The sequence below is a fragment of the Marinobacter sp. genome, assembly GCF_041595835.1.
In the GTDB taxonomy this organism is placed as follows: domain Bacteria; phylum Pseudomonadota; class Gammaproteobacteria; order Pseudomonadales; family Oleiphilaceae; genus Marinobacter.
In genome coordinates this window covers 25,964-49,827 of record NZ_JBFHJO010000012.1, presented here as the reverse complement: position 1 = coordinate 49,827, position 23,864 = coordinate 25,964, and the positions used below count along the sequence as shown (strand labels likewise).

21 protein-coding genes are annotated in these 23,864 nt (G+C 50.4%); 7 read left to right on the top strand and 14 right to left on the bottom strand.

Translation table 11 applies throughout. The features are described 5' to 3' along the window. Positions 1 to 66: 66 nt before the first annotated feature. The 6 genes from ABYA77_RS06500 to gloB all read right to left on the bottom strand — a co-directional run bounded on the left by ABYA77_RS06500 (position 67) and on the right by gloB (position 8,361). Positions 67 to 1,659 (bottom strand): ABC transporter ATP-binding protein, encoded by a 1,593-nt coding sequence (locus ABYA77_RS06500; protein ID WP_372965141.1) that lies wholly within the window; start codon positions 1,657 to 1,659, stop codon positions 67 to 69. A gap of 1 nt (position 1,660) precedes the next feature. Further along, the gene (locus ABYA77_RS06495; protein ID WP_372965140.1) at positions 1,661 to 2,683 is read right to left on the bottom strand and encodes an ABC transporter permease; all 1,023 of its coding nucleotides are present in this window, start codon (positions 2,681 to 2,683) and stop codon (positions 1,661 to 1,663) included. Positions 2,684 to 2,685: 2 nt separating this feature from the next. Next, the gene (locus ABYA77_RS06490; RefSeq protein WP_372965139.1) at positions 2,686 to 3,771 is read right to left on the bottom strand and encodes a microcin C ABC transporter permease YejB; all 1,086 of its coding nucleotides are present in this window, start codon (positions 3,769 to 3,771) and stop codon (positions 2,686 to 2,688) included. A gap of 46 nt (positions 3,772 to 3,817) precedes the next feature. Continuing rightward, positions 3,818 to 5,647: an extracellular solute-binding protein gene (locus ABYA77_RS06485; RefSeq protein WP_372965138.1), complete on the bottom strand. Its 1,830-nt coding sequence runs from the start codon at positions 5,645 to 5,647 to the stop codon at positions 3,818 to 3,820. Between the two features lie 12 nt (positions 5,648 to 5,659). After that, the gene (locus ABYA77_RS06480; RefSeq protein WP_372965163.1) at positions 5,660 to 7,396 is read right to left on the bottom strand and encodes a LysM peptidoglycan-binding domain-containing protein; all 1,737 of its coding nucleotides are present in this window, start codon (positions 7,394 to 7,396) and stop codon (positions 5,660 to 5,662) included. 170 nt (positions 7,397 to 7,566) lie between these two features. Next, positions 7,567 to 8,361, bottom strand: coding sequence for a hydroxyacylglutathione hydrolase (gene gloB / locus ABYA77_RS06475; RefSeq protein WP_372965162.1), 795 nt, complete (start codon positions 8,359 to 8,361; stop codon positions 7,567 to 7,569). A gap of 103 nt (positions 8,362 to 8,464) precedes the next feature. Here gloB and ABYA77_RS06470 point away from each other — a divergent pair, with 103 nt between their 5' ends. From ABYA77_RS06470 to ABYA77_RS06455, 4 genes are all read left to right on the top strand, one after another. Then, positions 8,465 to 9,271 carry a class I SAM-dependent methyltransferase gene (locus tag ABYA77_RS06470; protein ID WP_372965137.1) on the top strand — a complete coding sequence of 269 codons (807 nt, stop codon included), beginning with the start codon at positions 8,465 to 8,467 and terminating at the stop codon, positions 9,269 to 9,271. Further along, positions 9,271 to 9,714 carry a ribonuclease HI gene (rnhA, locus tag ABYA77_RS06465; protein ID WP_372965136.1) on the top strand — a complete coding sequence of 148 codons (444 nt, stop codon included), beginning with the start codon at positions 9,271 to 9,273 and terminating at the stop codon, positions 9,712 to 9,714. The genes ABYA77_RS06470 and rnhA overlap by 1 nt, the downstream gene beginning before the upstream one ends. Before the next feature lie 42 nt (positions 9,715 to 9,756). Then, positions 9,757 to 10,467, top strand: a complete 711-nt coding sequence (gene dnaQ, locus ABYA77_RS06460) for a DNA polymerase III subunit epsilon (RefSeq protein ID WP_372965135.1) — start codon at positions 9,757 to 9,759, stop codon at positions 10,465 to 10,467. Between the two features lie 211 nt (positions 10,468 to 10,678). Next, positions 10,679 to 12,385, top strand: coding sequence for a chemotaxis protein (locus tag ABYA77_RS06455; protein ID WP_372965134.1), 1,707 nt, complete (start codon positions 10,679 to 10,681; stop codon positions 12,383 to 12,385). Positions 12,386 to 12,465: 80 nt separating this feature from the next. On the opposite strand, the gene ABYA77_RS06450 is transcribed toward ABYA77_RS06455, so the two are convergent. Continuing rightward, the gene (locus ABYA77_RS06450; protein WP_372965133.1) at positions 12,466 to 12,780 is read right to left on the bottom strand and encodes an SCP2 sterol-binding domain-containing protein; all 315 of its coding nucleotides are present in this window, start codon (positions 12,778 to 12,780) and stop codon (positions 12,466 to 12,468) included. A 231-nt stretch (positions 12,781 to 13,011) separates the two neighbouring features. Between ABYA77_RS06450 and sohB the strand changes: the two genes are divergently transcribed. Continuing rightward, positions 13,012 to 14,076, top strand: coding sequence for a protease SohB (gene sohB / locus ABYA77_RS06445; RefSeq protein WP_372965132.1), 1,065 nt, complete (start codon positions 13,012 to 13,014; stop codon positions 14,074 to 14,076). 54 nt (positions 14,077 to 14,130) lie between these two features. Here sohB and ABYA77_RS06440 read toward each other — a convergent pair whose 3' ends face one another. From ABYA77_RS06440 to metH, 4 genes are all read right to left on the bottom strand, one after another. Then, positions 14,131 to 14,637 (bottom strand): DUF934 domain-containing protein, encoded by a 507-nt coding sequence (locus ABYA77_RS06440; protein WP_372965131.1) that lies wholly within the window; start codon positions 14,635 to 14,637, stop codon positions 14,131 to 14,133. After that, positions 14,630 to 16,282: a nitrite/sulfite reductase gene (locus ABYA77_RS06435; RefSeq protein WP_372965130.1), complete on the bottom strand. Its 1,653-nt coding sequence runs from the start codon at positions 16,280 to 16,282 to the stop codon at positions 14,630 to 14,632. The genes ABYA77_RS06440 and ABYA77_RS06435 overlap by 8 nt, the downstream gene beginning before the upstream one ends. A 353-nt stretch (positions 16,283 to 16,635) precedes the next feature. Next, the gene (locus tag ABYA77_RS06430) at positions 16,636 to 16,878 is read right to left on the bottom strand and encodes a DUF2970 domain-containing protein (RefSeq protein WP_372965129.1); all 243 of its coding nucleotides are present in this window, start codon (positions 16,876 to 16,878) and stop codon (positions 16,636 to 16,638) included. 15 nt (positions 16,879 to 16,893) lie between these two features. Next, positions 16,894 to 20,592, bottom strand: a complete 3,699-nt coding sequence (metH, locus tag ABYA77_RS06425; protein ID WP_372965128.1) for a methionine synthase — start codon at positions 20,590 to 20,592, stop codon at positions 16,894 to 16,896. Between the two features lie 244 nt (positions 20,593 to 20,836). Here metH and nfuA point away from each other — a divergent pair, with 244 nt between their 5' ends. Then, complete coding sequence (gene nfuA / locus ABYA77_RS06420; protein ID WP_372965127.1) at positions 20,837 to 21,424, top strand: Fe-S biogenesis protein NfuA; 588 nt, start codon at positions 20,837 to 20,839, stop codon at positions 21,422 to 21,424. Positions 21,425 to 21,624: 200 nt separating this feature from the next. Continuing rightward, entirely contained in the window at positions 21,625 to 22,839 is a 1,215-nt protein-coding gene (locus ABYA77_RS06415; RefSeq protein ID WP_372965126.1) for a hypothetical protein, read from the top strand. 42 nt (positions 22,840 to 22,881) lie between these two features. Here the strand turns inward: ABYA77_RS06415 and ABYA77_RS06410 are convergent, their stop codons facing one another. The 3 genes from ABYA77_RS06410 to ABYA77_RS06400 are packed head-to-tail and all read right to left on the bottom strand — an operon-like array spanning position 22,882 to position 23,862. Further along, entirely contained in the window at positions 22,882 to 23,208 is a 327-nt protein-coding gene (locus tag ABYA77_RS06410) for a TusE/DsrC/DsvC family sulfur relay protein (RefSeq protein WP_372965125.1), read from the bottom strand. Between the two features lie 3 nt (positions 23,209 to 23,211). Continuing rightward, positions 23,212 to 23,499: a sulfurtransferase complex subunit TusB gene (gene tusB, locus ABYA77_RS06405; protein ID WP_372965124.1), complete on the bottom strand. Its 288-nt coding sequence runs from the start codon at positions 23,497 to 23,499 to the stop codon at positions 23,212 to 23,214. A 12-nt stretch (positions 23,500 to 23,511) separates the two neighbouring features. Further along, positions 23,512 to 23,862 (bottom strand): DsrE family protein, encoded by a 351-nt coding sequence (locus ABYA77_RS06400; RefSeq protein WP_372965123.1) that lies wholly within the window; start codon positions 23,860 to 23,862, stop codon positions 23,512 to 23,514. Positions 23,863 to 23,864 lie beyond the last annotated feature (2 nt).

Here is a 23,864-nt window from a genome sequence, read left to right as displayed (position 1 = left end):
TCCTTGATTTTGGCGCATTATCCCCGACAAGGGTCGGGGAAGGTAACGTCAATTGGTCGTAGTGAATTAGGTTGTACTATAAAAAAATGCTGCTTTAAGCAGTTCTTGTGTATAGGCCTTTTCGGGTTTACGGAAGATATCCTCCGCATCTCCGTACTCGACAATATTACCGTGCTGGAGCACTAACAGTTTATGGCTTAATGCCCGAACGACGTTGAGATCATGGCTGATGAAAATATAGCTTAGCCCATACTGCACCTGAAGCTCTTGCAGTAACTCAATTACTTGCTTTTGAACTGTTCGATCAAGAGCTGAGGTTGGTTCATCAAGAATAATTAATTCAGGTTGTAATACCAAAGCGCGGGCGATAGCAATGCGCTGTCGCTGACCTCCGGAAAATTCATGCGGGTACCGGTACCGGGCATCAGAATCGAGCCCGACATCTTTCAGGGCCTGAATTACTTTGTTTTCATGTTGGTCAGCATTGGCCTGATCATGAATCTCAAGACCCTCTTTTATGATTTCATTAATCGACATGCGAGGGCTAAGGCTACCAAACGGATCCTGGAACACAATCTGAATTCGCCGCCGCCAGGGGCGGAACTGTTTTTGGGACAGGTCGGATAATTCCGTACCATCGAGCTTGATTGATCCCGTACTGCCCGTCAGCTTCAATAACGCGTGACCAATGGTGGTTTTACCACTACCACTTTCTCCCACAATGCCAAGTGTTTCTCCCTGACCTAAGTTAAAGCTGACATCTTTTACTGCGTGGAAGGACTCTGTGACCTTTCCAAACATGTTTTTCTTAATCGTGAATGCCACGTTCAGGCCGGATACGTCCAGTAACGGAGCGATATTACCCGCCGGAGGACGAGGGTGTTCAGGGGGCTCTGCGTCGATCAATGTCCGGGTATAGGCGTGCTCAGGACAGGAAAACAACCGGTTGGTATTGCCTTCCTCTACTTTGATGCCTCGCTCCATTACCAATACCCGGTCGGCATAGCGCCTGACTAAGGTCAGGTCATGGGTGATCAGAAGCATGGCCATGCCAAGCTTTTTCTGGAGAGTTTTCAGAAGTTCTAAGACCTGCTTCTGGACAGTTACATCTAGTGCAGTGGTAGGTTCATCAGCTATCAAAAGCTCCGGTTCATTTGCCAGCGCCATGGCAATCATGACCCGTTGTTTTTGACCACCTGAAAGTTGATGAGGGTAGCTTTTCAGGCGCTGCCCGGGGTTTTGAATACCAACTAGATCCAGCAATTCGATACATCGTTCACGAGCTTGAGGCCCCCGCATGCCTAAGTGCAACTGTAAGGTTTCGGATATTTGTTTTTCAACGGTATGCAGAGGGTTAAGAGATGTCATGGGTTCCTGGAAAATCATGCTGATTTTCCTTCCACGAATTTTCTGCATCTGCTTTTGGGAAGCTTTTAACACGTCTTGATCGTGAAAAAGGATACGGCCAGACGGGTATTTCACATGACGTTCGTCGAGCAAGCGAAGCACGGAAAGTGCCGTAACCGATTTCCCTGAGCCACTTTCACCCACAACCGCCAAGGTTTCCCCTGGTTTTACAGTCAAGGACAGGTTGTTAACAACCAGGGGACCATTATCAAATTGGATGGAAAGGTCTGAAATTGATATCAGGTCACTCATGTCAGTTCTTTCTCGGGTCAAAAGCATCACGCACCGCTTCACCAGTAAACACCAGAAGCGTAAGCATGAGTGACAAGGATACAAACGCGGAAATACCCAGCCAGGGTGCATGCAGATTAGCTTTACCCTGAGCAATTAACTCACCGAGTGAGGGTGAACCCGAAGGTAGGCCGAATCCAAGGAAATCGAGTGAGGTCAGGCTTGTAATCGCGCCCGCCAGAATAAACGGCATGAAGGTCAGTGTGGCTACCATTGCGTTTGGCAGAACATGCCGGAACATAATGTGCAGGTTATCGAGGCCCAGGGCTCTTGCTGCGCGCACATATTCGAAATTTCTGGCTCGAAGGAATTCGGCCCGAACCACGTCTACCAGCCCCATCCAGCTAAATAAGAGCATGATGCCCAGGAGCCACCAAAAGTTGGGCTGCACAATGGCCGAAAGAATAATGAGTAAATACAGCATCGGCAGTCCGGACCAGATTTCCAGAAAGCGCTGCCCCAGAAGATCGACCTTGCCGCCGTAATAGCCTTGAATGGCTCCAACAGCAACACCAACAATACAACTGGTAATGGTTAGTGTCAGACCAAAGGCTACCGAGATTCTGAAGCCGTAAATTACCCGGGCTGCGACATCTCGCCCCTGATCATCTGTTCCAAGCCAGTTAACCGAACTGGGCGGTGCCGGTGAGGGGACGTCCAGGTTGTAGTTAATCGTGTCGTAGCTGAATGGAATTGGCGGCCACACCATCCAGCCATTGGCGTTGATTTCTTCTGTAATGAAGCTATCCCGATAATCCGTTTCGGTGGGCAGGAAGCCTCCGAAGGTTTCTTCGGGAATGCTTTGTACGACAGGGAAATACCAGTCTCCGTTGTATGAGACAAACAGCGGTTTATCGTTGGCAATCAGTTCGGCGCAGAGGCTTAGTCCGAAGATGAACAGGAACAGCCAGAGTGACCAGAACCCACGGCGGTTATTACGGAAGTTGCTTAACCGCCGGCGCTGAATAGGGGACAGTTTAACCACGATCAGGCCCCCTCCCGGCTTTCAAAATCGATCCGTGGATCTACCAGAACGTAGGTTATATCGCTGATGAGTTTCAGCAGCAGCCCCATAAGGGTAAAGATGTAAAGTGTGCCAAAGATAACCGGGTAGTCACGGTTGAGGGCGGCTTCAAAACCTAGCAACCCCAATCCATCCAGAGAGAAAATGACTTCAATCAGTAATGAGCCGGTAAAAAATAAAGACACTAACACTCCAGGAAGGCTTGCAATAACAATCAGCATTGCGTTGCGGAAAACGTGCCCGTATAGCACCTGCTTTTCTTCCAGGCCTTTGGCTCTTGCTGTGACTACATATTGTTTTCCAATCTCATCGAGAAAAGAATTTTTGGTCAGCAGGGTCAGGGTGGCAAACCCTCCGATCACGTTCGCGGTGACTGGCAAAACCAGGTGCCAGAAATAGTCGGCGACTTTCTGGTACCAGGTCATGGTGTCGAAGTCCGGCGAGGTCAGTCCCCTTAATGGAAACCAGTCGAAATAACTGCCGCCGGCAAAAAGAACGATCAGCAGAATGGCAAACAGAAAACCCGGTATGGCATAGCCCACAACAATAGCGGAGCTACTCCAGACATCAAAACGGGAACCGTCGGAGACAGCCTTCCGAATACCCAGAGGAATGGATATCAGATAGATAATCAAGGTTGACCAAAGGCCGAGAGAAATGGAGACGGGCATTTTGTCGATGATCAGTCCGACAACAGAGCGGTCGCGAAAGAAAGAATTACCGAAGTCAAAGGTAGCGTAATCCTTCAGCATCTTCAGGAAGCGTTCATGTGCAGGTTTATCGAACCCGTACCGAGCCTCCATTTGCTCAAGCAATTCTGGTGGCAGGCCTCGTGACCCACGGCTTTCGCCGGAGGCCGAAGACACTTCTCCCCGCATATCGCCACCACCAGCGCGAGCCAGGGCATTCCCGCCTAAGCCTTCCATTTCTGCTATCAGCTGTTCAATGGGGCCACCGGGAGCTGCCTGAACGATGACGAAGTTGAGTAGCATGATCCCAATCAGTGTAGGGATAATCAGTGCTAATCGCCGGAGTATGTATGTACTCATCTAGAGGAGGAGTCCTTCCTTTACAGCCTGGTTCAAGTTCGATCAGTCAGGGGGTTATCCACCAGTTGTTCAGATCGACTCCGCTTTTTGGGGTGACGCCTGGTCGTTCAAGCTGATTCCAGTAGGCAACCCGGTCTTTGCTCACATGCCAATGTGGAATGACATAGTGACCGTGCAGCAACACGTAATCGAGAGCACGCACCCTATGCAACAATTCTTCGCGATCAGGTGCCTGGATGACCATCTCCACCAGTTGGTCAATGACCGGGTCGTTAACGCCTGCGATATTACCGGAGCCTTCCTTATTTACGTTCGAGGAATGCCAATAGTCCCTCTGTTCATTACCAGGTGAATCTGACTGCCTGAAGCTATGAGTGATCATGTCGAAGTCAAAACTGCGTACACGCCGGATATACTGATTACTGTCAACGAGGCGAACGGTGACATCAATACCCAGTTTTTTCAGATTTTGAGTGAATGGCAGTACTACACGCTCAAAGCTTTTTTGTGCGAGCAAAATCTCAAAGGCCAGTGGCGCACCCGTTTCATTTTCCACCATTTTGCCATCACGAATGCTATAACCCGCTTCGGATAACAGTTTCAGTGCCTGCCTGAGATTGTCGCGAAGGCTTTGCGATTTACCGGTGTCAGGGGGCGTGTATTCAGTGTTGAATACGGCAGGGCTCAGCTGGTCGCGGAAAGGTTCAAGGATTTCCAGTGTGCGCCCGGCGGGCAAGCCGTCAGACGCCAGCTCGCTGTTTTCGAAGAAGCTGTCGGTACGTGTGTATTGGTCAAAGAAAAGGTTGCGGTTGGCCCACTCAAAATCGAAAGCGTAGGCTAAAGCCTCGCGAACTTTTGGGTGTTTAAACATATCTTTGCGAGTATTGAAAACGAAACCCTGCATACCCGTTGGGCTGTGATGCTCGATAGCAATCTTAGTGATAGACCCGTTTTCGAACGGGGTGCCGGTGTATGCGGTGGCCCAGTTTTTGGCCGAGAATTCCTGACGGAAGTCAAAATTACCTGCTTTGAACGCTTCCAGCGCTACTGTGTCGTCGCTGTAGTATTCGTAGGTGATTTTGTCGAAGTTAAACCGGCCTTTTCGCACCGCAATATCTTTTGCCCAGTAATCAGGCACGCGCTCAAAGGTGATGGACCGACCAGCGTCAAACGATTCAATGCGATATGGACCACTGCCAACGGGTATCGCCAATCCATTACCTTCAAACTCCCGACCTTCCCAGTAGTGAGCGGGAAGAATCGGCATCTGGCCGATAATTAGCGGGAGTTCCAGATTTTTTGCCTCACCAAAATCAAAACGGACACGGTGGGGATTTTCAACGGAGACACTTTTTATATTTGCATAATAACTGCGGTAAAAGAGATGTCCCTCGGTAGTCAGTATGCGAAATGAAAATTCGACATCTTTCGCGGTAATCGGCGTTCCATCCTGGAAGCGGGCTTCATCCCGAAGGTTGAAAATAACGTAGCTTCGATCTTCCGGGACTTCGATGCTTTCAGCAATCAGGCCATATTCCGAAAAAGGCTCGTCATCAGATGACACCAGTAGTGTGTCATACACATAGGTGCTGATGCCTGCAGCTGCGACGCCCCGGACAGCGAAAGGATTAAAGCTGTCAAAGCCATTGGCCACTACGCTGAGCTTCAGGTGGCCTCCTTTCGGCGCCTCCGGATTTACATAGTCAAAATGGCTGAAGTTTGGGGGGTATTTAACGTCGCCGTGCATAGCTATGCCGTGCATGGGTTTGAGCGTTTCGACGGCTTGGCTATCTGCGTGAGTAACAAGGCTGGTGGCCATCAGGGCCAGCAAAGTTATCAGTCCTGTGAGGCTTGATGCTTTCCGTGTTTTTGTCATGGTTCTCGCACGTTATGGGCTGTTTCTTATATCAACGTAGAGTACCAGACTTTGGCCGGGTTGAAGATAACGCTTGGTATTAAGATCGTTCCATGATGCGATATCCCGCACATTCACAGAGAATCGTGAGGCAATAGCCGAAAGCGAGTCACCACTGCGAACGCGATAACCGACCTTGCGGACCATGGCTTTGCTTCGTGTATTGCTGGCGGTTGTTGCTGGTGGCCTGGTTTTGCTCCAAATCACCAGTTCTTTGCCGGGGTGTAGCGGGTCGCCCGGTGCCATACCGTTCCACGCAGCAACTTCCCGCACACTTACCCGGTGCTCGCGTGCGATGTCCCAGAAGGTATCACCACTTTGGACTTTATAGCGCACCTTATTACCTGAGCGTTTGCGCTCTTGTTTACGTTCAAGGCGCTGGGGTTGGCTTAAAGCGTATGCTTCAGAACCTTTGGTTGATGACGGAATCAGTAGTTGCTGGCCTATGCGAATCAGGTCGGTATCGAGCTTGTTGACCTGTCGGATCACAGCCGCTGTGGTCGAGAACCGGCGAGCGATACTGTTCAGGCTGTCCCCGCTCGATACTTTATAGTTCTGCCAGGAAACCCTCTGCTTAGCCGGGAAATTTGCCAACGCTTTCCGGAAGGTCTCAGCATTTTGAGTAGGTATCAGAAGCCGGTGCGGACCATCCGGGTTAGTTGCCCAGCGGTTATAGGAAGGGTTTAGCAGATAGATTTCGTCGATATCAACCGAGGCAAGTTTTGCAGCCTGGGCAAGATCCAGTTGTGAACCGGTTTCTACGATCTCAAAGTAAGGCTCATTTTTAAGTTCTGGTAACTCGATGCCATAGGCGTCGGGGTTGTCAATCACCTTCGCCAGCGCAATCAGTTTCGGAACGTAATGTTGAGTTTCTTTTGGAAGACCCAGCGACCAGTAATCGGTGGGTTTGCCTGCTTTTCTGTTGCGGCGCATTGCACTGGATACCGTTCCGCCGCCAGAGTTGTAGGCAGCCAGGGCCAGGGTGTAATCGCCATCGAACCGATTCGCCAGACGCTCAAGATACGTTAGGGCAGCGTCTGTCGCGGACAGTACATCCCTGCGGTCATCGTGCCACCAACTTTGGGTCAGGCCAAAGTATTTTCCGGTTGAGGGGATGAATTGCCAAAGACCTGCGGCACGTCCGTGAGAATACGCAAACGGATCAAAGGCGCTCTCTATAACGGGTAACAGAGCAAACTCGGTAGGCAGGCCCCGAGCTTCAGTCTCACTAACGATATGATGAAGGTACCGGGAACCTCGTTCGACCACACGCTGAATATAACGAGGATTGCGGGTATACCAATCGAGTTGTGACTGAACCCTTTGATTTTCTACTGAATGATCCAGAGCGAAACCGGCACGTAAACGGTTCCACATATCGCTCTCTGTGTGGGGGCTTGTTGTTGTCTCCGGAGGCGCGTCCAGCGTCTTCCGTGCGTGCTTTGCTTCAGACTTTAATTCTGGCGAGATGGCGTTATCGAGTAGCGCGTTAGCCGCATTTACTTGCCCGAATTCAATGTCAGCTATTAACTCTTCGTCTCCTTGGGCAACAACAATATTTTCGGATTCCAGTGGGTTGCCGTCTTCATTTTGAGATGAATCGGTGAACCAGGCCGATGGTGCACGTAAATTTTCGATGATCTGGGTGTTGCTGCATCCTGCGGTCATCGAGGTGGCGAGCAGAATAAGAGAAATTCGCTTAACCGGCATAAGTTGGATTCCGGATGTTTTTGCCGGGTTCATGTATAAAATTCCGGCATATTTAAGGAGTTACAAGTAGTATTAACTGAGGATTCTATGGGACGATTTTTAAAGCGGTCAAGGCCAGTGATGTTACCGCTTTGAGATATCTTGTTAACGCGGCCCCTGAATACCTGGTGTCAGAAGTGGTCCTTGCCATGCCGGACAGCAGCAAACACTTCAGACGGTTTGGTTACCTGTAGCCCTTTAGCCTGGCCATAGGCTTGCGCAGCTTGTACAACAACCGGGTCGTCCCAGCGCAGAAAGAGGTTCAAGGCTTTTTCAGCTTTAAGGGAACCAGGTACTGTTGGTTGCCCGGCTTCTCTTAATCGCTGGCAGTGTTGTTCAAATTCCGCCAGAGCCAGGTCTTCCGGCAGCCAGTGGCGAGCAAACCGGAGATTGGCGAGTGTGTATTCGTGGGCACAATAAACGGCTGTATTGTCTGGTAGCGCCCTGAGGGTATTTAACGAATTAAACATTTGCTCTGCTGTGCCTTCAAACAACCTTCCACAGCCACCGACAAAAAGCGTGTCGCCACAAAACAGAGCGGGCTCGCCATTAATTTCAGTGGAGGTAAAGTACACGATATGGTCCAGAGTGTGGCCAGGAGTGGCAGTAACCTTGAACCGGATCGTTTGCCAGTTAACTATGTCGCCGTTTTTAACACTTTCGGTCAGGTTCTTGAACCGTGAGTCAGCAGGACCAATGATTCGCACATCCGGGTACAACTCCTGAAGTTCTGAAATACCACCCGTGTGGTCTGAGTGATGGTGAGTAACCAGAATGGTGTCCAGTGTCAGACTCTGGCTTTTTAAGTAATCAGCAACGGGCTGAGCTTGCCCGGGATCTACCACCAAAGCTTTGCCTGCCTCAACGTCTGAGAGGCACCAGATATAGTTGTCAGAAAACGCCGGGATAGGATTAATGCTGAACATCATCACCACATGTGCTTGAGGAATGTGCCTGATATGATAAAGCAACAGAGCGTCCACCCCAAGGAGCCAGGCTTTTAAGGCTACCTGTATAGAGGAATACAATGTGGGATCTTCAGGGCCAATTGATTTTGCCGCACGGCACGAAAGTTTTGAACGCTGGTTTCAGACGCCGCTAGGGCGTGGTTTGCTGGCGAGTCAGCGGGGTGTTCTTGATCGTGAACTGGAAGAACTGTCTGGCGCACGGCAGCTGCAGGTTGGCTTGAGCCATCGGTTACCGCTGGCGAGCGGTACGGATTTTATCCAGAAAATTATTACTTCGCCCGGGTGGCACCCCCACATGCCCGACGGCGTAGCAGTTTGTGACTCCGAAGAGTTGCCGTTTCCGGGAGACTCTATGGATCTCGTTATTTTGCATCATGCAGCGGACTTTTCCCGCGACCCCCACCAGGTACTCCGGGAATCTGCCAGAGTGCTAAGAGGCGAGGGTGTGATGGCATTGATCGGGTTTAACCCCATTAGCCTGTGGGGCGTACGAAAAATGATTTCGCGGCACCGGCAGGGCCCCTGGGGAGGGCGTTTTTTGCTGCGCTCGCGTATGGAAGACTGGCTCAGGCTGCTGGGGTTTGCTCTGGAGTCTTCGTCAACGTATTTTTGCACCGCGCCCGTGCAGCGCAGAGACGGGTATGGCAAGGCCCCTTTGGGGTCTTTGTCTGGCCATCCCAACATTATTCCTGTCGGGGCGTATTACTGTATCCTTGCGCGCAAAAGGGTGCAGGCGCCTATCCGAAGGGGCGTCAGCTGGCGTAAGAGTAAAGTGATGTCTCTTCCAGGTGCCGTTGGTGCTTCCAGAGGGTGCGCAAATAACACCACCAGCAAAACTGAAATCAGAAGGAATCCCCGGGAGTATTGATGACGGACAAAGTAGTGATATACACCGATGGTGCGTGTAAAGGTAACCCCGGGCCGGGTGGTTGGGGCGTGGTATTACGTTATGGTGGCGCGGAAAAAAAAATGCACGGCGGCGAAAGCCTGACCACCAACAACCGAATGGAACTGATAGCCGCCATTCAGGGCCTTAGAGCGCTCAATCGTAATTGTAAGGTTGATCTATATACGGATTCTCAGTATGTGCGGAAAGGGATTACTGAGTGGATGGCAGGCTGGAAACGAAACGGCTGGAAAACTGCTGCCCGAAAACCAGTAAAAAACGCTGACTTATGGCAGGAACTTGATGCTGAATCTGCGCGGCACCAAGTTACCTGGCACTGGGTAAAAGGCCACGCGGGTCACCCTGGTAATGAGTTGGCTGACGAGCTTGCCAATCTCGGTGTCGCCGGGATTAAGGGCGCCTAGCATGCGTATTTTTAAACTTTGAAGCTCTTCTGAAGGTTTTTAATGAGACAAATCGTACTGGATACAGAAACCACGGGTATTGACCCGAGTGCCGGCCACCGGATTATTGAAATTGGCTGCGTTGAGGTGGTGGAACGCCAGTTAACTGGCCGGAATTATCACGTCTATATTAATCCGGATAGAGAAGTTGAGGCCGAGGCAATTACCGTCCACGGCATCACTAACGAATTCCTTAAAGATAAGCCTAAATTTTCAGAAGTAGCTGACGAATTTTTTGCGTTTATTGAAGGGGCAGAGCTGGTTATCCATAACGCAGCGTTTGACGTTGGCTTTATGGATGCCGAATTCGCAAGGCTAAATCCGGTCAGAAAAACCGCCGATCACTGCGGTATTGTCGATACCCTGGCCATTGCCCGAGCCAAGCACCCGGGGCAAAAAAACAACCTGGATGCTCTTTGCAAGCGCTATGGAGTAGATAACTCTAATCGTGAACTCCACGGCGCTTTGCTTGACGCCGAGATTCTGGCCGACGTGTATTTGCTGATGACCGGCGGTCAGACCGCGCTGTCTCTGGATGTCGGGTCTGGCGAAGGGGAAGGGGCAAGCGGCTTGCGCCGTGTTCCGAAGGACAGGCCCCGATTGGCCGTTATCAAGGCTACAGATGATGAAGTCAAAGCACATGATTCGCTGATGGCGAGCATAGAAAAGCAGGCTGGCCAGACGTTATGGAGCAAACTGGATGCTTCAGAGTGAGATCTGTGTCTATCTGTACCATTTGTTACATTCTGGCTTTCTTGAGCTACTTGAGTTTTGTGTTATAAGTAATGATAAGTTCGCTATTTTTTCAGCGAATCGATAGCGTTCACAGAGCGGTGCAGACGATGCTGAAATAGCTGTGTTGCCCTGTGAATTTATCGTTCACATATGGGCAGCGGTAGTCTCCGCGAAGTAACAGGAAGTGTTTATGGTTCAATCGTCTCTGGCGACGAAATCGCAGTCGTTTGATCTGGTTAAAAGCGAAATAGAACAGACCATCAAACAGGCAGAATCCAGCCTTGAGCGCTTTCAGGAAAATCGAGAAAGTGGTGAAGACCTGCAGAACTGTGTTGACTACCTGAACCAGTTACGAGGAATTTTCCTCCTCGTTGAGCTTCGTGGTGGCACACTGATTTGTCAGGAAGCGGTGAATCTGGCCAATGATGTACCTGTGGGCGCAAACGACGATAAAAACATACTGCTTACTACGCTTAACAGTGCGTTGTTCACTCTTCGTCGCTATGTTGAGTACTACCACCAGCAGCGTGCAGATCACCCGGAGTTATTACTTCCGATTATTAACGAATTGCGGGAAGCCCGGAAAGAAAAACCCTATCCGGAATCCTGCTTCTTTGACATAGACGTTCGTGAGCGGCCAGACTTTTGCTGTGACCTGTCGCTTCACTCCGTTGTGGAAGATGAAAGCGAGTACGAAATTTTTGCGCGCCGCATGAGGTTAACCTTCCAGGTTGCGCTGCTTGGGATACTGCGTGAACGTAACGAGACCGTCAGCAAGAAGCTGATGGCTCGTTCTGCCCGTGGGTTTGCACGGCTTTGTCAGGGCGCTCCAATGGGCCAGATGTGGTGTCTTCTGGCAATTACATCTGATGCCATGCTCGACAGAGCGATGGGGTTTAATAAGGCTCGTAAGCGTTTGCTGATGCGTCTGGAAAAATACGCTCGCGAAATGGTTTATGTGGGGAAGGTCGCTACAACGAAAGATGCGCCGGATTCGATAGTTAAAGATCTCATCTATTTGCTTTATCGCAGCGGCTCGGCAAATCCCGAAGTTACCAGAGTGCTTGGCGCATATAACCTCACACCGTCAGATTTCCCAGACTCTATGCTTGAGGCGCATTCCCGGAGGCTTTACGGCCCCGGTAGTGATGTTCTCAAGTCTTTGTCAGAAGCGCTTCTTGAAGAACTCAACCAACTTAAAGACAAACTGGATATTATTGAAAGAGGCATTGAGCCTGACCTGGCGGAGCTGTCATCAATAGCGGATGCTCTCGAAAGACTTGGGAATACACTGGTGATGCTGGACTTAAACCGTCTGGCAGCCATTACTCGTGATGAGGCCATCAGGTTGCGCAAGTGGGAGGCGGAGAATCGCTTACCGGCAGAAGATGAACTTTATCAGCTGGCTGACTCGGTTCTGGGTGTAGAAGATGCCGTGATGCAGATTGTCACCCGTGGAATTACCTCTGAAACCGATGCTCTTGCAGGTATTGGTGCGAAAAACGATGAATCTGTGTATTTGCAGGAGGCTATCTGGGTGGTCGCTGAAGAAGCTCGCGGCGCTTTAACTTTGGCTAAGCGTGCGATTACAGCGTTTATTGAATCTGACTACGACAAGTTGCACCTGGCTAATCTGCCGGGAACCTTACATAGCATTTGGGGTGGGCTTGTCATGGTTAACGATGCTAAAGCTGCAGGTGTGATTGCCAGGGTCGCCGGCTCGATTCAGGAGCGCCTTCTGGACGAGAGAGACGCGCCGGCAACTCAGGTGCTGGAAGCTTTGGCGGATGCATTGACGTCACTGGAATATTACATTGAGAGTGTTGGTCGGCGTGAAGAAAGTAATGCAGATTTGCTGAACCTGGCCGAGTCCTCGTTGGCAGATGTGGGGCTTTAAACGGGATTACCAAACGGAATCCCGGACACAAAAAAACCTGCGTAAATTCGCAGGTTTTTTTGTGGAACATTCAGCAGGGATTAACCCATGTTGAACAGTTCACCCAGCTTGGTAGCCAGCATCATGTCGCCTTCAGCGCGCAGCTGACCAGCCATGAATGCCTGCATGCCGTCGGTTTCGCCGGACACAATGCCCTGGAGGGTTTCAGTGTTCATGATCAGGGTAACAGAAGGATCGTCGTGAGCGCCTTCATTCATTTTGCAGGAACCGTCTTTGATTTCCAGGTTGTATGGTTTGTCATCTTCGATGTCAAACTGAAACACCAGGTCCAAGCCCTGTGCTGCGTCTGCGTTGAAATTCTGTTCTAGTTTTTCAAAAATCTGAGCTACAGACATTAGTTTACCCTTTTTGGTGGTTTGTCTTGTCATGGTTGCGGCTCAACATCCCTAGCATAAGATGGCTACATTTCAGGCTGGGTAGCGCCGACCTCGCAATCCGACTTTATGGTTAGCGTAGGTTCATGTCAAGCTCGATCGAACGCTTGTTTTAATTTATTCCGGGCTTATCACTCCAGGCGCGACAGAGTACACTCTGATGTCTGAATTTAGCGCACTGGAGACTGCATTTTGGAATTCATTAGTAATTACGGATTATTCCTTGCCAAGGTGGCTACCTTTGTTGTGGCTGCGATTATTCTCGCAACTTTGGTACTTACAGCAGGCCAGCGTGGCCGGGATGATCACGAAGACGAAGGCGAGCTGAAAATACGAAAACTCAATGATCAATACCGAAAGCTGAAAGAATCCATTCAAGCCAAGCTGATGTCTGATGACGAATACAAGGCTTGGGCGAAAAGAAAGAAAAAAGAAGAAAAGGCTGAAAAAAAAGCGGCCAAGTCAGCTAAAGCAAATACCGACGATACCGAAGACTCCAAAAAACGCATTTATGTCATCGATTTTGACGGTGATATTAAAGCCAGCGATACCGATACACTCCGCCGTGCAGTAACAGCTGTGCTCAGTGTGGCTAACCCGGAAAAAGACGAAGTGGTTATTCGTCTGGAAAGCGGCGGGGGGTTAGTGCATGCCTATGGCCTGGCATCGGCCCAGCTTGACCGTATTCGGAGCAAAGGCGTACCCCTGACGGCGTGTGTAGATAAAGTGGCAGCCAGCGGTGGTTACATGATGGCTTGTGTCGCAGATAAAATCGTAGCGTCACCATTTGCTGTATTAGGGTCTATCGGGGTGGTGGCTCAACTACCGAACTTCCATCGCCTGCTCAAGAAAAATGATGTCGACTTTGAGGTACTGACCGCGGGTGAGTACAAGCGTACTTTGACGGTTTTTGGTGAAAATACAGAAAAGGGCCGGAAGAAGTTTCTTGAAGATCTTGAGGATACTCACGTTCTGTTTAAGGACTATGTGAGTCAGCGCAGGCCGGGTCTGGATATCCAGGCAGTAGCCACTGGTGACATCTGGTTTGGCCAGCGGGCACTTGAGGTTAATCTGATCGACGAGATCAAAACCTCCGACGAATATCTGATTGAAGCCTGTGAGCGTGGAGAGGTTGTTTCGGTGTCATTCCAGCACAAACGCACGCTGGCCGAAAAAATAGGCATTGCAACCAGCACCGCTTTAGAACGCTCTGTGTGGAAAGTCTTGAGTGCTTTCAGGAACCAAAAGATTCAATAGTATTGCTCAAGGTGAACGTGAGCAGGCGTTAGCACCTGCTCACGTTGAACTGGATTAAGAGGCCCGGCGCCGGAACAGGGGCTCGGTGTTATCTACAGCGGCCTGATAGGTTTCAGAGAAGAAGTTTAAACACCGGGCTGCTTTAGAGATATCTTTGTCTGCCCGAAGCACGTACGAGTCAAATCCACAGCGCTTCATAAACTGAAGCTGATCCAGCAAAACATCACCCACGGCCCGAAGCTCGCCGGTATACCCGAATCTCTGCCGGAGCAAACGTCCGATACTGTAACCGCGACCATCCACAAAACGGGGAAAGTTCACGGCAATCAACGGTAGCTCATTAACTTTCCCCTCAAGTAATTCAGGTTCATCATGGCTGTCGAACCAGGCTCCGATATCGGCACGGCCGACGTATTGCTCATAGCCAGCAAGCCACAGGTCTGCAGGAATCAAGGCGGGCTGGCCCTCTGGAAGTTCCAGGGAATCACCATCCGCTGGGCGGGCAACCACTACCCAATCATCGTTATGAACAGTGCCGTCAACGGCGATAACATCAGGCATAAACCCGCTCCTTGAATGGATCCAGACCAACCCGGCGATAAGTATCCAGGAAAGTCTCTTCCTCAGTTCGGTTTTCAACAAACACGTCAATAATCTTAGAAATTACCCGAGGCATATCCTCCCGGGCAAAAGACGGCCCGAGAATCTTACCGATATTGGCATCATGGTGAGAGGAGCCGCCAAGGCTCACCTGATAAAACTCAGCGCCTTTTTTATCAACACCCAGCACACCAATATGACCTACGTGGTGGTGGCCACAGGCATTCATGCAGCCTGAAATATTCAGGTCTATCGGGCCAAGGTCATAGAGGTAATCAAGATCGTCAAATTGACGCTGAATAGCATCGGCAACAGGAATTGATTTGGCGTTTGCTAAAGCACAGTAATCCCCGCCAGGGCAGCAGATGATGTCGGTCAGCATATTAAGATTAGCGGTAGCAAAGCCCATCCCGCTAATAGCCTGCCAAAGTTCAAACAGCCGATCCTGACGCACATCGGCCAGTACAACGTTTTGCTCATGCGTTGCACGGGCCTCGCCAAAACTGTACTCGTCTGCAAGATCTGCGATCTGTTCAAGCTGGCGGTCTGTTAAATCTCCCGGGGGCGTGCCAGTGCGTTTCAACGTCAGTGTCACTATGGCGTAACCGGACTTCTTGTGTTCATGTACGTTATGGGTCAGCCAGTTGTCGAACTTCTTGTTCTCAAACCGGAGCTGGCTCAGTGCCTCAGTTGCATCATCAAGAGTCTCATAGGCAGGCTCTGTGAAGTAACTTTGTACTCGTTCGATTTCTTTGCGTGTCAGGCGGGTAGGGGAGTTTTTTATTTGCTCCCACTCGGCTTCTACTTTTTCAGCAAAAGCTTCCGGGCCCAGGGCTTTAACAAGAATTTTGATGCGAGCCTTAAACTTGTTGTCACGCCGGCCATAACGGTTGTATACCCGGACAACAGCCTCCAGGTATGTCAGAAGATCGAGCTCGTGCAGGAATTCGCGGATGACAGGGCCAACCATAGGCGTGCGGCCCAGGCCGCCGCCTACGTGAACGCGGAAGCCTAGCTCTCCCTCGTCGTTTTTGATGATCTGTAGCCCAATGTCGTGAACTTGAATTGCGGCACGGTCTGTGTTCTTTGATGCGTTCACTGCAATCTTGAATTTGCGTGGCAGGAAGGCAAATTCCGGGTGGAATGTAGACCATTGCCGAATGATTTCACAATAAGGGCGAGGGTCTGCAAGTTCATCTTTCTGAACTCCGGAATACTGATCGGTGGTGGTGTTCCGGATGCAATTGCCGCTGGTCTGGTTTGCATGCATTTCCACTTCGGCCAATTCAGCAAGGATGTCGGGGACGTCCTCAATGCGAGGCCAGTTAAGCTGAATATTGGTCCGTGTCGTGATATGGGCGTAGCCTTTGTCGTAATCACGGGTAATTCTGGCCAAACGGCGCAGCTGCTCTGAGCGGAGCATGCCGTAAGGCACACAAATACGCAGCATGGGCGCAAGACGCTGGACATAAAGACCGTTTTGCAAACGAAGGGGAAGAAATTCTTCTTCTGATAGTTCACCCGCAAGGGCACGCTCAGTCTGGTCCCGGAATTGGGCAACGCGCTCTGTGGCTATCTGCCGGTCGTGTTCATCGTAAACGTACATAGTGGAACGTCCTGCCTGCTAACATCAAAAATCGCATAAGTTTGGCATAAGTCGTATTGATTGCGCCTTATTCCTGAGATGAAGGATACCAGTGGGTTTTTATTCTCAAAACGATTATTTCAAAATATCATTATCGATTTAAGTGATAAGTAGGCGCGGCGGGAACTGGACGGATGTCAATTCTCTGCTTTAATTTCATGAGTACACCGGTAACTCAATGAAACCTGATCAGGAAGGTGTTTTATGAAACAAGCGGATCATTCAGATAGTGTTGTGGATTCGATGGCGGCAGTAGTGCTGGTATTTCTGGTGGTGGCATTTGCGGTGTTATGGGTGTCCGGCCAGTAATGATACTACTGACCGGGCAATACCAGATTGACCACGATTATCAGCCCTCCCACAAAGGCTGCAGTGAATAGCAACCCCGCGATAATGTAGGGGGCGGGGCTGTGGCTTGCGAAATCTTCCTGCCGACGTTTGTCTGACTGAACGCCTAGAGCGCCTGCCAGAATACTTTGCATTATTTTCAGAACGCCCGGTGAGCCGGGCGTTTTTTGTTCGTTGTCTTTATTCTTGTTTTGAGCAACGTCTTTCATGTTGTAAGTCCTGGTCTATTCGGCAGGATCGTACGCCAGGCTGGGCATTAGCCAGCGTTCTGCTTCAGTTTTAGATATGCCTTTACGTTCAGCATAGTCTTCAACCTGGTCCACGCCAATTTTGCCGACCGCAAAATATTTGGATTCCGGGTGAGCGAAGTACCAGCCAGACACTGCCGCAGTCGGGAACATGGCAAAATGTTCAGTCAGTACAAGGTCAATGTTGGCAGTGGCATCCAGCATTTTGAACAGAGTCGCCTTTTCCGTGTGGTCCGGGCAGGCCGGGTAACCCGGAGCTGGCCGTATGCCACGATAACGCTCTTTGACCAGGTCTTCGTTCTGAAGTTCTTCTTCGGAGGCATAACCCCAGAACTCTTTCCGAACGCGTTCGTGCATGCGCTCGGCCAGTGCTTCGGCGAGGCGGTCGGCTAAGGCTTTGACCATGATGGCGTTGTAGTCATCATGTTTATCTTTGAACTCCTGGGAAAACTCTTCCGCACCAATGCCCGTGGTAACAGCGAAACCGCCTACGTAATCCCGCTTGTGTGACTCTTCCGGAGCAACGAAATCTGACAGCGCCATCATGGCCTTGCCCGGAGCTTTCTCATCTTGCTGGCGCAGGTGATGCAGGGTGGTCAGCTCTTCAGTCCGGGAATCATCAGTAAAGACAACGATATCATCACCCCTGCGATTCGCCGGCCAGAATCCAATGACCGCACGAGCAGTAATCCGTTTTTCATTGATCATCCGGTTGAGAATTACCTGGGCATCGTCAAACAGATTTCGTGCAGCTTCACCCCGTTTGGGGTCGTCGAAAATCGCCGGATATTTGCCAGAGATGTCCCAGGAGATAAAAAACGGTGTCCAGTCAATGTAATCGATTAATTCGCTCAGGTCGTAGTTGTCGAACACGCGAACACCGGTAAAGGATGGCCGAGGAGGTTCGTAATCCTCAAAGCTTATGTCTGGCGCACGATCTCGCGCTTCGCTGAGCGATACAAGCTTGGTGCGGTCGCCACGATTCTTGCGACGTTCACGAATTTCTTCGTATTCTTTGCGGGCGGCCTCCACATGTGCCTGCTTGGCCGTTTTGCTCAGCAATTGCGAAGCAACGTTTACGCAGCGTGAAGCGTCAGACACATACAACGCAATGTCATTCTTGTAGTGGGGTTCGATTTTGACCGCTGTGTGGGCTTTAGAAGTGGTTGCGCCACCAATCATCAACGGTATATGAAAGTCCAGACGCTGCATTTCACGAGCCACATGGACCATTTCATCCAGCGAAGGGGTAATCAGGCCGCTCAGGCCAATAATGTCAACATTGTGCTCTTTAGCAGCTGCAAGGATTTTGTCACAAGGCACCATCACACCCAGGTCGATGACTTCGTAGTTATTGCATTGCAACACCACGCCAACAATGTTCTTGCCAATATCGTGAACATCGCCTTTAACGGTGGCCATCAGGATTTTACCCTTGGCCTGCTGGTCTTCAGACTTTTCTGCTTCGATGTACGGAATTAAGTGGGCTACCGCCTGCTTCATGACGCGGGCGCTTTTAACGACCTGAGGCAGGAACATTTTGCCGTCACCGAACAGGTCACCAACCACGTTCATGCCTTCCATCAGAGGGCCTTCAATCACGTGAATAGGGCGCTCTGCTTGCTGACGGCACTCTTCGGTATCTTCAATGATGAAGTTTGTAATACCTTTAACCAGGGAGTGCTCAAGCCTTTTGTTCACTGGCCATTCGCGCCATGCAAGATCTTCTTCCTGGGTTTTTCCGCCTTTTCCCTTAAAGCGCTCCGCAATGTCCAATAGGCGATCGGTGGCATCTTCATGGCGGTTGAGTACAACATCCTCAACCAGTTCTTTCAGTTCCGGTTCTATCTCATCGTAAATCACCAACTGACCGGGATTCACGATACCCATGTTCATACCGGCTTTGATGGCGTGATACAGGAATACTGAATGAATGGCTTCACGCACGGCGTCGTTGCCGCGGAAGGAGAACGACACATTACTTACGCCGCCGGAGATAGATGCATGGGGCAGATGTTCACGAATCCAGCGTGTGGCATTTATAAAGTCCACAGCGTAGTTGTTGTGTTCTTCAATGCCTGTAGCAATGGCAAAAATGTTTGGGTCAAAAATAATGTCGCCCGGGTTGAAGCCAATGCTCATCAGTACATCATAGGAGCGTTTACAAATCTGTGTTTTACGTTCGAAAGTGTCAGCCTGGCCGTCTTCATCAAACGCCATCACCACAACTGCTGCACCATAGCGCATGCAGTCACGGGCCCGTTTAATGAAGGCTTCTTCACCTTCTTTCAGGCTGATGGAGTTCACTACAGCTTTGCCTTGAATGCAGCGCAAGCCGGCTTCGATAACGTCCCACTTCGAAGAGTCGATCATTAAAGGGACGCGTGAAATATCTGGCTCGGACGCCACCAGATTCAGGAAGGTAATCATGACCTCCCTGGAGTCCAGCATGCCCTCATCCATATTGATATCGATGATCTGAGCACCGTTCTCAACTTGTTCGCGGGCAACGCTCAGGGCTTCTTCGTACTGTTCTTCTTTAATCAGGCGCAGAAAACGCTTTGAGCCGGTAACGTTGGTACGCTCACCGACATTGATGAACAGGGTGTTCTCGTCACCAGTAAACGGTTCAAGGCCCGCCAGGCGCAGGGCCACAGGGCGAACCGGGATTTTTCGAGCCGGATATTTGGCAACGGCTCTGGCGATGGCTTCAATATGTTCCGGGCGGGAACCGCAGCAGCCACCGATAATATTCAGGAAACCATCACGGGCAAAACCTTCAATTATCTCAGCCATCTCTTCCGGTGTCTGGTCATACTCGCCAAACTCATTGGGCAGACCAGCATTAGGGTGGGCAGAAACATAGGTTTCTGCTTTATTGGACAACTCTTCCACATATGGGCGCAAGGCGTCAGCGCCCAAAGCACAGTTCAGGCCGATGGAAATAGGTTTGGCGTGGGCGACCGAATTGTAGAAGGCCTCGGTGGTTTGTCCGGACAGTGTCCGGCCAGAAGCATCGGTTATGGTGCCAGAGATCATGATTGGCAATTCAATTCCGCTGTCTTCAAAGAACTGCTGGGTAGCGTAGATTGCGGCCTTGGCGTTAAGGGTATCGAAAATAGTTTCGATCAGGATGATGTCTGCCCCACCTTCTACAAGACCGGAGACGGCTTCGTAATAGTTGTCTACCAGTGTCTGGAAGTCTACATTCCGGAATCCCGGGTTGTTTACATCCGGCGATAGTGAGGCTGTGCGTGAAGTAGGGCCTACGGCACCTGCAACGAAACGGGGTTTATCTGGGTTTTTTGCGGTATATTCGTCGGCAACCTGTCGTGCCAGCTGTGCCGAGGCGACATTAAGTTCCCGGGCCAGCGATTCCATGCCGTAGTCTGCCTGAGACAGCTGGGTTGAGTTGAATGTGTTAGTTTCAATAATGTCCGCGCCGGCATCCAGATATTCTGCATGGATATTGCGTAGCAGGGCAGGCTGAGTCAGGTTAAGCAGGTCGTTGTTACCCTGAACTTCTCGATCAAAATCCCTGAACCGATCACCTCGGAAAGCGGCTTCGTCCAGTTTTTGGTTCTGGATCATGGTGCCCATCGCGCCGTCAAGAATAAGTATGCGTTGCTTGAGGGCGAGGTGAAGCTGTTCCAGACGGCTGTTGCGATCGGTCATAGGGAAATCTTCCGGAAGTCGTGAATAACGTCGTAATACAGTCAATGGCGCGGGATCATAACAAAATTGCAGCAGTACGTCTTAGTACAGATGATCATTATCAAGTGACTGAAAATGAGGTGGTTGTAACTGGCATTATACGGGAAATTCATTACCTTCATAATGCCCGACTGTTTTACTTGGTCTTTCAAGTTTCGTCGAAGTCTCTTAAAATAGAAACCACATTTGAAAACAGGTAGGAACCATGGCTCTGGTAACTGTGACTGATTCCGCACGAGACTATCTCGCAAGCCTTATTGAGAAGCAGGATGTCGAGGGTATGGGTGTCCGCATTTTCGTAACCCAGCCCGGCACACGGAATGCGGAGACCTGTCTGGCCTATTGTCCGCCGAATGAAGTGGTACCCACAGACGAAGTGAAAGATCTGGAAAAGTTCATGCTGTATCTGGATCACAACTCGATACCCTTTCTGGAAGATGCCTACGTTGACTATTCCAAAGACCAGATGGGTGGCCAGCTGACGATCAAGGCTCCGAACGCCAAAGTGCCCCAGGTGTCTGACGATGCGCCTCTGCCAGAACGCGTAAAATACGTGTTGGCGTCTGAGATCAACCCTAATCTGGCCACTCATGGTGGTGATGTCTCGCTGGTGGAGATCGTTGAAGAATCTGTTGCCGTGCTACGATTCGGGGGTGGTTGCCAGGGGTGCTCTGCAGTAAGTCTTACATTGAAGCAGGGTGTTGAGAAAACCTTGAAAGAGCGTGTCCCTGAAATCACCGCCGTGCGTGATGTGACTGATCACACTCAGACCGAAAACGCTTACTACCAGTAATTCCTTTCTTTTCCTGAGCAGGAACCGGGGTTACCTCCGGTTGCCTGCCGAAGACACCCGTTTTTTCCGGCAACACGGCCAATGCCTGCTTTTCTCTGTTGCGTCATTATTCCTCTCAAAAAATGGATGTTTTACGTGGCAATTGTGCCGGGTGAAATGATGGGAATCTGCAAGCTCGCGGGTTTATGGTGGGGTAGCACTTGTCTGACATTGCTCTTATATCAGTGCCTGTAGTGGCTGCGCTGGTTGGCTGGTTTACAAACTGGCTGGCCATACACATGTCTTTCTATCCTCTTCAGTTTGTTGGTTTTGGCGTTATTGGCTGGCAGGGAGTGATTCCCCGCAAGACTGAGAAGATGGCGCATATCTGTATAGACCAGACACTGCAACACTTTGGCGATCTCAACTTGGTTTACCAGAAGCTCGAGCCGCAGCTGATTGTGCAGCAGGTGGTGGCTCAGGTTGTTCCCAGAATGGATGAGTACATCGATGAGATAATGTACGAAGTTCAGCCCGTATTGTGGGATAACCTGCCGTTATTTGTGCGAGCCAGAATTTATAAGTGGGCAAGGGAGCAGCTGCCTTCACGGATTGAAGAGTTGGTTGAGGATATCGGGGATGATCTTGACAGTCTGGTTGATCTCAAGGCGCTGTTAAGCCAGGAATTGCAGCATCATCCCGACCTTATGAACCGAATCTTTAAACAAGCCGGTTCAGTAGAATTGCAATCCGTGATTAATCGCGGTGCCGTGATTGGCGGTATTCTTGGGGGCTTATTGGCGCCACTTTGGCTTTGGTATCCAGTGGTTTGGGCCTTGCCGCTGGGTGGATTTCTGGTGGGGTTCCTCACCAACTGGCTGGCTATACATCTGATATTTTCACCGTTAAGACCACGCCGTTTCTTTTTTTGGAAGATTCAGGGGTTGTTTCTTCGTCGTCAGGATGAAATCAGTGAAGTTTGGGCTCGTTTGGTGGCTGATGAATTGATGACTGTTGAAAAGGTAGCCAGTGCCATGATTCACGGTGATCAAGGGGCTCGTACCAGAGCTATTCTCCAGAAACACTTACGACCAATGCTGGATGAGTCTGTTGTTTTGAAGCTGGCGGCACAGGTGAGCGTGGGTGTGACAGGGTATGCCGATTTGAAACGGGCAATGAATGATAAGGCTGTGGGGGCGACTCAGGATGTGTTTGCCGACCCGGATTTCAACAGAGAAAGGGCACCGGTGGTGGCCGCCGTGCTGGCGCAACAGATGAAAGCTCTGCGCCCTGAAGAATTTCAGGACATTCTCCGTCCGGCCTTCCGGGAAGAGGAATTAATGCTAATGATGGTAGGCGGTGCGTTTGGTGCTGTTGCTGGTTTGATGCAATTCGTCGCTGTCAATCATTTTTCCCTGGCGTCTTTCGGGTTGTAGCCATGGAGGCTGGTGTGGGGCTGCTCGTGACGACCGGGCTTATCAGAGGCAGTTTGTTGGCCTTGGCAGGCCGGCAATCTTGCAGGCAGTCTTGGCAGGCGTGCCCGGAAATAATTGCATCAAATAGATACTGTTTCCTTTTTCCTCTCCCAGAGACTCCTTCACGGCTTTTACGAAAAGTCGATTTGAGGGGGGGGACATTTCATGTTCTTTATAAAAACACCTTAAAAACTCTATGATTTCCCAGTGTTTTTCATTTAACTTTATGCCATCTTCATTGGCGATTAATACCGCGACCTTTTGAGACCAGCGGCTAGCATCTTCCAGAAAACCTTCATTATTGCGTTCGGGGATGGCGACGGTATTCATGTTTTACCAACTAATAATCTTTGTGTGTGTTTCAGTCAATTGAACCAGATCTCCATAACCAATCGTCTGAATGCCTTCGCAACTCGCTGTAAGCCCCCTTGCTTTTATATCCGCTGTGAGTGCCAGGCTCTGATCCGGTAGGGGTACGCTGGCACAGGCCAGCACGGCATTTTCGATCAACACTAACGTATCGCTTGGTGAAAGTGCCTCCAGGCAAGCCGCAAATCTTGGATGCTCCGGAGCTTTGTTCAGAATATGCAGGGTGCCAGAATTATGGTGGTTGTTGGTCATGGTATTGGTTCTTTAGCCTGCAAATGCAACGCGGTTGTGGGCATTCAGGATTTTTTGAATATTGCTTGTCAGGGCTACGCCCGGAAGCATGCGCTCTTGAGTCACCCGGTACTGTTCACACGCTGATTGATCCGCAAAAATACTTTCAACCCCAAACAGTGAGGCTGCCGACAGATTTTTCTCAGCGGATTTCTGCCCCAGCTCTGCAGGAGTTTGATGGGTGCGGAGCCAGTTTACGCCTGGACCAATAAAAAGCAGAGCGGAAGGCTGGTCGAAGGCCGCCAGTGAAAAAACCATATCAAGCGCTTCACGTCCGGCCCAGGAACCATAGGGTGGCTGGTCTACAATAATGAGAGTGGTCATCG